The sequence below is a fragment of the Pseudomonas sp. R2-60-08W genome (assembly GCF_003852335.1).
Taxonomy (GTDB): Bacteria; Pseudomonadota; Gammaproteobacteria; order Pseudomonadales; family Pseudomonadaceae; genus Aquipseudomonas.
Map to the genome: position 1 here is coordinate 1,065,670 of NZ_CP027731.1, position 12,147 is coordinate 1,077,816.

A 12,147-nucleotide genomic window follows, 5' to 3' on the forward strand; every position below is an offset into this window, starting at 1 on the left:
ACGAGTGTCCCTGATCGCTTCAGACCACTTCCGCATCATTGTCGGCCTCGGCAAGAGCGGCATGTCCCTGGTTCGCTTCCTGGCGAACCGGGGCACGTCGTTTGCCGTGGCCGACACGCGGGAAAATCCACCGGAGCTGGTCACGCTGCGCCGTGACTACCCGCACGTGGAAGTGCGTTGTGGCGAATTGGACGTCGAATTTCTGTGCCGCGCCGATGAGCTTTACGTGAGCCCCGGCCTGGCATTGGCCACACCGGCCCTGCAAGCAGCAGCGGCGCGTGGCGTGAAGCTGTCCGGCGATATCGACCTGTTTGCGCGTCACGCCAAGGCACCGATCGTGGCGATCAGTGGTTCCAACGCAAAAAGCACCGTGACCACCCTGGTCGGCGACATGGCGATGGCTGCCGGCAAGCGTGTGGCGGTGGGCGGCAACCTTGGGGTGCCGGCGCTGGACCTGCTCAGCGACGACGTCGAGTTGTACGTGATGGAATTGTCGAGCTTCCAGCTGGAAACCACCCACGACCTCGGTGCCGAAGTGGCTACTGTGTTGAACGTCAGCGAAGACCATATGGACCGCTACAGCGGCCTGCCGGCGTATCACCTGGCCAAGCATCGTATCTTCCGGGGCGCCAAGCAGTTTGTGGTCAACCGCCAGGATGCCTTGAGTCGTCCACTGATAGGCGAAGGCATGCCTTGCTGGACCTTCGGCCTGAGCAAGCCCGATTTCAAAGCCTTTGGCATTCGCGAAGAGAACGGCGAGAAATACCTGGCCTTCGAATTCCAGAACCTGATGCCGGTGCGCGAGTTGAAAATCCGTGGCGCCCATAACCAGTCCAACGCCCTGGCGGCCTTGGCGCTCGGCCACGCGGTGGGCCTGCCCTTCGACGCCATGCTCGCCAGCCTGCGCACCTTCGCCGGCCTTGAGCATCGCTGCCAGTGGGTGCGCGACCTCGACGGCGTCAGCTATTACAACGACTCCAAGGCCACCAACGTCGGCGCTGCCCTGGCGGCCATCGAAGGCCTGGGTGCCGATATCGACGGCAAGCTGGTGCTGATCGCCGGTGGCGACGGCAAGGGCGCCGACTTCAAGGACCTTAAAGCGCCGGTCGCTGCGCATTGCCGCGCCGTGGTGCTGATGGGCCGTGATTCGGACCTGATCGCCGCAGCCCTGGGCGACGCGGTGCCGCAAGTGCGCGCTACCTCCCTGGACGACGCGATCGCCCAGTGCAAAGCCCTGGCCCAGCCGGGTGATGCGGTACTGCTGTCGCCAGCCTGCGCCAGTTTCGACATGTTCAAGAACTATGAAGAGCGCGGCCAGTTGTTCGCCCGCGCCGTGGAGGCTTTGGCATGAGCCTCAACCTGAAAAACATCATCAAACCGTACCCGTCGCCGATCATTACCGGGCGCGGCATCGACCTGGATTTCCCGATGCTCGCCGGTTGCCTGGCGCTGCTCGGCCTGGGCCTGGTGATGATCACCTCGGCGTCCTCCGAAGTGGCCGCCGTGCAGTCGGGCAACACCCTGTACATGATGATCCGTCACCTGGTGTACCTGGTGATCGGCCTGGGCGCATGCATCGTCACCATGATGATCCCGATCGCCACGTGGCAGCGCCTGGGTTGGCTGATGCTGATCGGGGCGTTCGGCTTGCTGGTGATGGTGATCCTGCCCGGCATCGGCCGCGAGGTGAACGGTTCGATGCGCTGGATCGGCTTCGGTGCCTTCAACGTGCAACCCTCGGAAATCGCCAAGGTGTTCGTGGTGATCTACCTGGCCGGCTACCTGGTGCGCCGTCAGAAAGAAGTGCGCGAAAGCTGGATGGGCTTTTTCAAGCCATTCATCGTGCTGCTGCCCATGGCCGGCCTGCTGCTGATGGAGCCCGACTTCGGCGCCACCGTGGTGATGATGGGCGCCGCCGCCGCGATGCTGTTCCTGGGCGGCGTCGGCCTGTTCCGCTTCACCTTGATGGTGGTGCTGGCGGTCGCGGCCGTGACGATTCTGGTGCAGGCGCAACCCTACCGGATGGCCCGTCTGATTACCTTTACCGACCCATGGTCCGACCAGTTCGGTTCCGGCTACCAGTTGACCCAGGCGCTGATTGCCTTCGGTCGCGGCGAGTGGCTGGGCGTGGGCCTGGGCAACAGTGTGCAGAAGCAGTTCTACCTGCCCGAAGCGCACACCGACTTCGTGTTCTCGGTACTGGCCGAGGAACTGGGCGTGGTCGGTTCGCTGTGCACCGTCGCGCTGTTCGTGTTCGTGTGTGTACGCGGCATGTACATCGGCTTGTGGGCCGAAAAGGCCAAACAGTATTTCGCCGCCTATGTGGCGTACGGCTTGTCGTTCCTGTGGATCGGCCAGTTCCTGATCAATATCGGCGTGAACGTCGGGCTGCTGCCGACCAAGGGCCTGACCTTGCCGTTCCTCAGTTACGGCGGCAGTTCGTTGGTGATTTGCTGCGCCTGCCTTGGCTTGTTGTTGCGCATCGAGTGGGAGAGTCGTACTCACCTGGGCAGCGAAGAGATGGAGTTCAGCGAAAGCGACTTCGCCGAGGAGCCGACCCATGGGCGCTAACGTGCTGATCATGGCTGGCGGCACCGGGGGCCATGTGTTCCCGGCCCTGGCCTGCGCGCGCGAATTCCAGAACCGTGGCTACAGCGTGCACTGGTTGGGAACGCCGCGTGGCATCGAGAACGAGCTGGTGCCGAATGCCGGCTTGCCGCTGCACCTGATCAACGTCACGGGCTTGCGGGGCAAGGGCAAATTGTCGCTGCTCAAGGCGCCTTTCGTGTTGCTTAAGGCGGTATGGCAGGCACGCCGGGTTATCCGTGAGTTGCAGCCTGTGTGTGTGCTCGGCTTTGGCGGTTATGTGACCGGCCCCGGCGGCGTGGCGGCGAAACTCGCCGGTATCCCCGTGATCGTGCATGAACAGAACGCCGTCGCCGGTACCGCCAACCGTTTGCTGGTGCCATTGGCCGCGCGGGTGTGTGAAGCGTTCCCGAATACCTTCAGCGCGTCGAGCAAGCGCCGTACCACCGGCAACCCGGTGCGCACCGAGCTGTTCATGGACATCGCCCGCCAAGCGCTGGTCGGACGCAAGGCGCACCTGCTGATCCTCGGCGGAAGCCTGGGCGCCGAGCCGCTGAACAAATTGCTGCCGGAGGCGCTGGCGCAACTCCCTGTGGAATTGCGGCCTGAGATCTTCCACCAAGCCGGCAAGCAGCACGATGAAGTCACCGCCACGCGCTATCGCGAGGCCGGTGTCGAGGCGACTGTCCAGCCCTTCATCAAAGACATGGCCCACGCCTATGGCTGGGCCGACCTGGTGGTCTGTCGCGCTGGTGCGCTGACCGTCAGTGAACTGGCTGCCGCCGGTCTGCCGTCGTTGCTGGTGCCTCTGCCCCACGCAATCGACGATCACCAGACCCGCAACGCCGAATATTTGGCCGGGGAGGGCGCTGCCTTCCTGCTGCCGCAAAGAACGACTGGCGCCGCCGATTTGGCCGCACGCCTGACCGAGGTTTTGATGCAACCGGAACGACTCAACAGCATGGCGAGCACCGCAAGCCGCCTGGCCAAACCTGACGCAACCCGCACCGTGGTCGATATCTGCCTGGAGGTGGCCCATGGTTGAGAATCAGAAAGCCATGCCACAACCGGAAATGCGCCGCATCCGTCGCATCCACTTCGTCGGTATCGGCGGCGTGGGCATGTGCGGCATTGCCGAAGTATTGCTGAACCTGGGCTACCAGGTGTCCGGCTCTGACTTGAAAGAGTCGCCGGTCACCGAGCGCCTGAAGTCCTTTGGCGCGCAGATCTTCATCGGCCACCGCGCCGAGAACGCCGCCGAGGCGGATGTGCTGGTGGTGTCCAGCGCTGTGAACACGTCCAACCCGGAAGTGGCCACCGCCCTCGAGCGCCGCATCCCGGTGGTGCCGCGTGCCGAGATGCTCGCTGAGCTGATGCGCTACCGCCACGGCATCGCCGTCGCCGGTACCCACGGCAAGACCACCACCACCAGCCTGATCGCCTCGGTGTTCGCCGCCGGTGGCCTGGACCCGACCTTCGTCATCGGTGGCCGCCTGAATGCCGCCGGCACCAATGCCCAGCTCGGCACCAGCCGCTACCTGATCGCCGAAGCCGATGAAAGCGACGCGAGCTTCCTGCACCTGCAACCACTGGTCGCCGTCGTCACCAACATCGACGAAGACCACATGGCAACCTACGACGGCGACTTCAACAAATTGAAGAAAACCTTCGTCGACTTCCTGCACAACCTGCCGTTCTACGGGTTGGCCGTGGTGTGCCTGGACGATCCGGTGGTGCGCGAAATTCTGCCGCAGGTCAAGCGTCCTACCGTGACCTACGGCTTCAGCGAGGACGCCGACGTGCGCGCGATCAATGTGCGCCAGGAAGGCATGCAAACCTTCTTCACCGTGCTGCGTCCCGACCGCGAGCCGCTGGATGTGTCGGTCAACATGCCGGGCAACCACAACGTACTGAACTCCCTGGCAACCATCTGCATTGCTACCGATGAAGGTGTCAGCGATGAAGCCATCGTCGAAGGCCTGTCGCGCTTTGCCGGTGTCGGCCGGCGCTTCCAGGTCTACGGCCAGCTGCCGGTTGAAGGCGGTGAAGTGATGCTGGTGGACGACTACGGCCACCACCCGACCGAAGTCGCCGCCGTGATCAAGGCCGTGCGCGGTGGCTGGCCGGAGCGCCGCCTGGTGATGGTCTACCAGCCGCACCGCTACAGCCGCACCCGTGACCTGTACGACGACTTCGTCAATGTATTGGCCGATGCCAACGTGCTGTTGCTGATGGAGGTGTACCCGGCCGGTGAAGAACCGATTCCGGGCGCCGACAGCCGCAAACTGTGCAACAGCATCCGTCAGCGTGGGCAGTTGGACCCGATCTACGTTGAGCGGGGCGTCGACCTGGCGCCGATCGTCAAGCCGCTGCTGCGCGCTGGCGACATCCTGCTGTGCCAGGGCGCCGGTGATATCGGTGGCCTTGCGCCTAAATTGCTGGCCAGTCCGCTGTTTACCGCCGCAAAGGGGAAGTCGAAATGATCACTGACTACGCCTCCCTGTTCTCCACTGTCGCGCCTGCCGACTTCGGCCGCGTTGCCGTGCTGTTCGGCGGCAAGAGCGCCGAGCGCGAAGTGTCGCTCAAATCCGGCAATGCCGTGCTTGAGGCGCTGCAAAGCGCCGGTGTGAACGCATTCGGCATCGACGTGGGCGATGATTTCCTCGCCCGCCTGCAGGCCGAAAAGATCGACCGTGCCTTCATCATTCTCCACGGCCGTGGCGGTGAAGACGGCAGCATGCAGGGCCTGCTCGAGTGCGCCGGCATCCCCTATACCGGCAGCGGCATCCTGGCGTCGGCGCTGGCGATGGACAAGCTGCGCACCAAGCAGGTGTGGCACAGCCTGGGCATTCCCACGCCGCGTCACGCCGTGTTGCGCAGCGAGGACGATTGTATTTGCGCAGCCAAGGAACTGGGCCTGCCTTTGATCGTCAAACCTGCCCATGAAGGCTCCAGTATCGGCATGGCCAAAGTGAACTCGGCCGCTGAATTGATCGACGCATGGAAAGCGGCAAGTACCTACGATTCGCAAGTGTTGGTGGAACAGTGGATCCAGGGTCCCGAGTACACCATCGCCACCCTGCGTGGCCAGGTATTACCGCCTATCGCATTGGGCACGCCCCACACTTTTTACGATTACGACGCCAAGTACGTGGCCTCCGATACCCAGTACCGGATCCCATGCGGCCTTGACGCAACCAGGGAACAGCAATTGATGGACCTCACGGCGCAAGCCTGTGAGGCGCTGGGTATCGCCGGTTGGGGGCGGGCAGACGTGATGCAGGATGACCAAGGGAATTTCTGGTTCCTGGAAGTCAACACCGCACCCGGGATGACCGACCACAGCCTGGTCCCTATGGCCGCCCGTGCCGCCGGTCTGGATTTCCAGCAGTTGGTGCTGGCGATCCTGGCCGACAGCATTGAGCCAAGAGGCTAAGCACATGAAAGGCGTATCGCTTCGTCATCAGCCCCCACAAGCACCGAGCCGCAAGCCGGTGCCACGGGGTGCCAGCCGCATGGTGGCCAAAGAGCCGATGTCGGCGCGCCTGCCCAAAGCCAACTTTGGTTTCATCAAGGCGCTGTTCTGGCCGGTGTTGCTGGTGGTACTGGGCTTTGGCACCTACGAAGGGGCGCAGCGTCTGTTGCCGTATGCCGACCGGCCGATCACCAAGATCAGCGTGCAGGGCGACTTGAGCTATATCAGCCAGCAAGCGGTACAGCAGCGCATCAGCCCGTTCCTGGCGGCGAGCTTCTTTACCATTGACCTGGCCGGCATGCGCGCGGAGCTGGAACAGATGCCGTGGATCGCCCATGCCGAAGTCCGCCGCGTATGGCCGGACCAAGTAACGATCCGCCTGGAAGAACAGCTGCCCGTGGCCCGCTGGGGCGATGGTGCGCTGTTGAACAACCAGGGCCAGGCATTTGCGCCGCGTGAAGTGGCGAACTATGAGCACCTGCCGCAGCTGTTCGGGCCGCAGCGGGCGCAACAGCAAGTGATGCAGCAGTACCAGGCCTTGAGCCAGATGCTGCGGCCACTGGGCTTCTCCATCGCACGCCTGGAATTGCGTGAGCGGGGCAGCTGGTTTCTGACGACCGGGGCAGGCAGTTCCGGCCCGGGCATCGAGTTGTTGCTGGGACGCGACCGCTTGGTGGAAAAGATGCGCCGCTTTATTGCCATCTATGAAAAAACCTTGAAAGAACAGATTACGAACATTGCGAGCGTCGACCTGCGTTACGCCAACGGCCTGGCCGTCGGTTGGCGTGTACCGGTAGCGCCCACGGCAGCACAACCCGCTGTCGCGAAGAATTAAGAAGAGGCAGGACCCATGGCAAACGTGCAAAGCGGCAAAATGATCGTCGGTCTCGATATCGGCACCTCCAAGGTGGTGGCGCTGGTGGGCGAGGTCGGTGAAGACGGCACGATCGAAATCGTCGGTATTGGCACGCATCCGTCCCGGGGCCTGAAGAAGGGCGTGGTGGTGAACATCGAGTCCACCGTGCAATCGATCCAGCGCGCCATCGAAGAAGCGCAGTTGATGGCCGGTTGCCGGATCCACTCGGCGTTTGTCGGCGTGGCCGGCAACCACATCCGCAGCCTGAACTCCCACGGCATCGTGGCGATCCGCGACCGTGAAGTCAGTGCGGCCGACCTTGAGCGCGTCCTCGACGCCGCCCAGGCCGTGGCGATCCCGGCTGACCAGCGCGTGTTGCACACCTTGCCCCAGGACTACGTGATCGATAACCAGGAGGGCGTTCGCGAGCCACTGGGCATGTCGGGCGTGCGTCTGGAAGCCAAGGTCCACGTAGTGACCTGCGCCGTCAACGCCGCACAGAACATTGAAAAATGCGTGCGTCGCTGCGGCCTGGAAATCGACGACATCATTCTTGAGCAGCTGGCTTCGGCCTACTCGGTGCTGACCGACGACGAAAAAGAACTGGGCGTGTGCCTGGTGGACATCGGCGGCGGCACCACCGATATCGCGATCTTCACCGAGGGTGCGATCCGTCACACCGCCGTGATCCCGATTGCCGGCGACCAGGTCACCAACGACATCGCCATGGCGTTGCGCACACCGACCCAGTACGCCGAAGAAATCAAGATCCGTTACGCCTGCGCCCTGGCCAAGCTGGCCGGTGCCGGTGAAACCATCAAGGTGCCAAGCGTCGGCGACCGTCCACCGCGCGAGCTGTCGCGCCAGGCCCTGGCCGAAGTGGTCGAGCCGCGCTACGACGAGCTGTTCACCCTGATCCAGGCCGAATTGCGCCGCAGCGGCTACGAAGATTTGATCCCGGCCGGCATCGTGCTGACCGGTGGCACCTCGAAGATGGAAGGCGCGGTCGAACTGGCCGAAGAGATCTTCCACATGCCGGTGCGCTTGGGCGTGCCCCATGGCGTCAAAGGCCTGGGCGACGTGGTGCGCAACCCGATTTATTCCACCGGTGTGGGCTTGCTGTTGTACGGGCTGCAAAAGCAGACCGATGGCATTTCCCTGTCGGGCCCGAGCATCCGTGACAGCTACCGCAGCGATGACGAAGCGAAAGCGCCGTTGTTCGAGCGGCTGCAGGCTTGGGTAAAAGGCAATTTCTGAAGATTTACCGCTACACCGCAACACCCGTAATAAGCAGTAGGCGAAAAAACTAGAGAAAACGAAAGGAGAGGGAACATGTTTGAACTCGTAGACAACATCCCCGCTAGCCCGGTTATCAAAGTAATCGGTGTCGGCGGTGGCGGCGGCAACGCTGTCAACCACATGGTCAAGAGCAACATTGAAGGCGTTGAATTCATCTGCGCCAACACTGATGCCCAGGCGCTGAAAAGCATCGGCGCGCGGACCATCCTGCAATTGGGCACAGCCGTGACCAAGGGCCTCGGCGCTGGCGCCAATCCGGAAGTCGGCCGTCAAGCCGCCCTGGAAGACCGCGAGCGTATTGCCGAAGTGCTGCAAGGCACCAACATGGTGTTCATCACCACCGGCATGGGCGGCGGTACCGGTACCGGTGCAGCGCCGATCATTGCCGAAGTGGCCAAGGAAATGGGGATTCTGACCGTCGCTGTTGTGACGCGTCCGTTCCCGTTCGAAGGCCGCAAGCGCATGCAGATCGCCGACGAAGGCATCCGTCTGCTATCTGAAAGCGTCGACTCGTTGATCACCATTCCCAACGAGAAGCTGCTGACCATCCTGGGCAAGGACGCCAGCCTGCTGTCCGCGTTCGCCAAGGCTGACGATGTACTGGCCGGTGCCGTTCGCGGTATCTCTGACATCATCAAGCGTCCCGGCATGATCAACGTCGACTTTGCCGACGTGCGTACCGTGATGAGCGAAATGGGCATGGCGATGATGGGCACCGGCTGCGCCAGCGGTCCGAACCGTGCACGCGAAGCCACCGAAGCAGCCATTCGCAACCCGCTGCTGGAAGACGTGAACCTGCAAGGTGCGCGCGGCATCCTGGTGAATATCACCGCAGGTCCAGACCTGTCCCTGGGTGAGTACTCCGACGTGGGTAGCATCATCGAAGCCTTCGCATCCGAGCACGCCATGGTCAAGGTCGGCACCGTTATCGACCCGGACATGCGCGACGAACTGCACGTGACCGTGGTTGCGACCGGCCTGGGCGCAAAAATCGAGAAGCCTGTAAAGGTCATCGACAATACCGTCCATACCAGCCACGCCAGCCAGCAAGCGGCCGCTCCAGCGCCTTCGCGCCAGGAACTGCCGTCGGTGAACTACCGTGACCTGGACCGTCCGACCGTGATGCGCAACCAGGCTCAGGCCGGTGCTGCGGCGTCCCGTAGCCCGAATCCGCAAGACGATCTGGACTACCTGGACATCCCGGCATTCCTGCGTCGTCAGGCCGATTAATGGAATGTATCAGGGCTATGAAGGTGATTGGTGTTCAGCAAAGGTCTGGTCTGCTATTATCGCCAGCCTTTGTTGATACCAGTTCGCAATTTGCGCTGAAGCGGTCCAAGCCATGATTAAACAACGCACCCTGAAGAATATTATTCGTGCCACAGGTGTAGGTCTGCACTCCGGGGAAAAGGTATACCTGACCCTCAAGCCTGCACCTGTCGACACCGGCATCGTGTTTGTGCGTGCCGACCTGGACCCTGTGGTGCAGATACCTGCTCGCGCGGAAAACGTTGGCGAAACCACTATGTCGACCACATTGGTCAACGGTGACGTCAAAGTGGACACGGTGGAGCACTTGCTCTCGGCCATGGCCGGTTTGGGCATCGATAACGCCTACGTCGAGCTCTCCGCGTCCGAAGTCCCGATCATGGATGGCAGCGCTGGACCCTTCGTATTCCTGATTCAATCTGCCGGCCTGGAAGAACAGGACGCAGCCAAGAAGTTCATTCGCATTCTGCGGGAAGTGACAGTAGAAGACGGCGACAAGCGCGCCACCTTCGTCCCGTTCGAAGGCTTTAAAGTGAGCTTTGAGATCGATTTCGATCACCCGGTATTCCGTGACCGCACCCAAAGTGCAAGCGTGGATTTTTCCAGCACTTCGTTCGTAAAAGAAGTCAGCCGCGCCCGTACCTTTGGTTTCATGAGTGACATCGAGTACCTGCGCAAGCACAACCTCGCACTCGGCGGCAGCGTTGAAAACGCCATTGTGGTCGACGCGGATGGTGTACTGAACGAAGACGGCCTTCGCTATGAAGACGAATTCGTGAAGCACAAGATCCTCGATGCAATCGGTGACCTCTACCTGCTGGGCAATAGCCTGATAGGCGAGTTCAAAGGCTTCAAGTCGGGCCACGCTCTTAACAACCAGCTGCTGCGCAAGTTGATTGAGCAGACAGACGCTTGGGAAGTCGTGACCTTCGAAGATGCCAGCACCGCACCGATCTCTTACATGCGTCCCGTTGCGGCGGTGTAAGTAACAACTCTCTTCTTTAGTTTTAAAGGCTGCCTTCGGGTGGCCTTTTTTTATGCCCCGGCGTTGATCGTCCGATTGCGGCCACTGTGCTTGGCCTCATACAACGCCTGGTCGGCCCTGAGCAGCAAGTCCTCGAGGGACATACCGCTGCGCTTCTCCCAGGTACTCATGCCGATGCTCACGGTAATCGGCTGCTCGTCCCATGCCGGCCGTGGCAAGTGCTCAACACCACTGCGGATATGCTCGGCGATCACCCACGCGCCCTTGGCGTCGGTATCGGGCAGCACCACCGCGAATTCTTCACCGCCGTAACGTGCGGCAAGGTCGGCCGGGCGGCGGATATTGCTGTCGATCACCTGCGCCACCGTGCGCAGTGCGTCGTCCCCGCCCTGGTGGCCATGGCGATCATTGAAGGCCTTGAAGTGGTCCACGTCGATCATCAGCACCGTCAACGGCTCGGTTGAACGTTGCGCGCGGTCCCATTCCAGGCGCAGGCGTTCGTCGAGAGTGCGGCGGTTGGCCAGGCCAGTGAGGGCATCGGTACCTGCCAGTTCTGACAGCACCTGCTCGGCCCGGTGACGCCGTCGCAGCTCCATGCACAGCGCCCAGGTCAGCCACAACAGGCCAATGCAGAGCACCCCCGTCGCGAGACTGACCAGCCACGCCGCCCGTCGCCATGGCGCGAACACTTCGTCGCTGGCCAACGCCACCGCGACGATCAGCGGCAAATCGCCCACGTTCGAGAAACTGTAGAGCCGAGGCAGCTGGTCGAGGCTGGAGACGCTGCGGAAAGTGCCGTCTCGCTCGCGCAGCATGCGCGCCACATTGGGCCGCTGGCTCAGGTCCTTGTTGATGATATCCGCTTCCAGCAACGGTTCTTGCGCCAGCAAAATGCCCTGGTGGTTGAGCAGGTTGATGGTGCTGTTGCTGCCGATATTCAGGCTGCTGAACAGTTGGTGGAAGTACGACAGACGCATGGAGGCGACAGCCACACCCAGGAAGCGCCCGTCCGACGACGAAACGCGGCGGCTGAATGCAATGCGCCACGGGTCATCGCATTCGCAGCGGGCCCTGAACGGGCGACTGATATACAGCCCGATGTCGGGATTGGTGCGATGAATCTGGAAATAGTCGCGGTCGGCGAAGTTGCCGGCCTTGGGCGTGAGCAGGGACGAGTCGGCAATCACCTCGCCGCTCGGGCCCAGCAACAGGATGTCGCCTTTGTACGGCGCTGTGGCGGAGCGGTCGAACAGCACCAGGTGCCGGATGCTCGCGGATACGCCCTGCAGGTCAGTGCGCTCGGTCGCGGCGATCAGGCCTTTGAGGGCCATGTCATAGAGCTCGACGTTGCGTAGCACATCGGCATCAATCAACTGGGTAATGGTAGTGGCGGTGCGCTTGGCGGTCTGCAAGGTGTTGGCGTGTTCGCGATTCAACAATGCGATGACGATGCCCACGATCAGCAACACCGTGAGGGTGCTGCTCAGGATCAGCAGGCGTTCCGGGCGGCGGGTAGGGCGGGCAAGGCTTGAACTCATCGGGCGTACTTCTGCTCTGAGGATGCCTTTAGCGTAGTAGCAACTCTGGAAGATGGCGCAGAAGCAAAATGTGGGAGGGGGCTTGCTCCCGATGGCGGCGAATCAGTCAAAGTATTATTGACTGACACTCTGCCATCGG

10 protein-coding genes are annotated in these 12,147 nt (G+C 62.1%); 9 read left to right on the forward strand and 1 reads right to left on the reverse strand.

What is annotated here, in order from left to right; all coding sequences use genetic code 11:
• Nucleotides 1-4 precede the first annotated feature (4 nt).
• The 9 genes from murD (at nucleotide 5) to lpxC (ending at nucleotide 10,470) form a co-directional block, all read left to right on the forward strand.
• Entirely contained in the window at nucleotides 5-1,351 is a 1,347-nt protein-coding gene (murD, locus tag C4J90_RS04750) for a UDP-N-acetylmuramoyl-L-alanine--D-glutamate ligase (RefSeq protein ID WP_124419310.1), read from the forward strand.
• Complete coding sequence (gene ftsW / locus C4J90_RS04755; protein ID WP_065885825.1) at nucleotides 1,348-2,571, forward strand: putative lipid II flippase FtsW; 1,224 nt, start codon at nucleotides 1,348-1,350, stop codon at nucleotides 2,569-2,571. The genes murD and ftsW overlap by 4 nt, the downstream gene beginning before the upstream one ends.
• Nucleotides 2,561-3,631: an undecaprenyldiphospho-muramoylpentapeptide beta-N-acetylglucosaminyltransferase gene (gene murG, locus C4J90_RS04760; RefSeq protein ID WP_124413882.1), complete on the forward strand. Its 1,071-nt coding sequence runs from the start codon at nucleotides 2,561-2,563 to the stop codon at nucleotides 3,629-3,631. The genes ftsW and murG overlap by 11 nt, the downstream gene beginning before the upstream one ends.
• On the forward strand, nucleotides 3,624-5,069 hold the full coding sequence (gene murC / locus C4J90_RS04765; protein WP_124419311.1) for a UDP-N-acetylmuramate--L-alanine ligase: 1,446 nt from the start codon (nucleotides 3,624-3,626) through the stop codon (nucleotides 5,067-5,069). Before murG ends, murC begins: the two co-directional genes overlap by 8 nt.
• Nucleotides 5,066-6,022 carry a D-alanine--D-alanine ligase gene (locus tag C4J90_RS04770; protein ID WP_124413883.1) on the forward strand — a complete coding sequence of 319 codons (957 nt, stop codon included), beginning with the start codon at nucleotides 5,066-5,068 and terminating at the stop codon, nucleotides 6,020-6,022. Before murC ends, C4J90_RS04770 begins: the two co-directional genes overlap by 4 nt.
• A 4-nt stretch (nucleotides 6,023-6,026) precedes the next feature.
• Entirely contained in the window at nucleotides 6,027-6,896 is an 870-nt protein-coding gene (locus C4J90_RS04775; RefSeq protein ID WP_124413884.1) for a cell division protein FtsQ/DivIB, read from the forward strand.
• Between the two features lie 15 nt (nucleotides 6,897-6,911).
• Nucleotides 6,912-8,174: a cell division protein FtsA gene (ftsA, locus tag C4J90_RS04780; RefSeq protein ID WP_057724626.1), complete on the forward strand. Its 1,263-nt coding sequence runs from the start codon at nucleotides 6,912-6,914 to the stop codon at nucleotides 8,172-8,174.
• Between the two features lie 75 nt (nucleotides 8,175-8,249).
• Complete coding sequence (ftsZ, locus tag C4J90_RS04785; protein WP_003216225.1) at nucleotides 8,250-9,446, forward strand: cell division protein FtsZ; 1,197 nt, start codon at nucleotides 8,250-8,252, stop codon at nucleotides 9,444-9,446.
• 112 nt (nucleotides 9,447-9,558) lie between these two features.
• On the forward strand, nucleotides 9,559-10,470 hold the full coding sequence (gene lpxC, locus C4J90_RS04790) for a UDP-3-O-acyl-N-acetylglucosamine deacetylase (RefSeq protein WP_003171886.1): 912 nt from the start codon (nucleotides 9,559-9,561) through the stop codon (nucleotides 10,468-10,470).
• A 50-nt stretch (nucleotides 10,471-10,520) separates the two neighbouring features.
• Here lpxC and C4J90_RS04795 read toward each other — a convergent pair whose 3' ends face one another.
• Nucleotides 10,521-12,008 carry a sensor domain-containing diguanylate cyclase gene (locus C4J90_RS04795; RefSeq protein WP_124413885.1) on the reverse strand — a complete coding sequence of 496 codons (1,488 nt, stop codon included), beginning with the start codon at nucleotides 12,006-12,008 and terminating at the stop codon, nucleotides 10,521-10,523.
• Nucleotides 12,009-12,147: the final 139 nt, after the last annotated feature.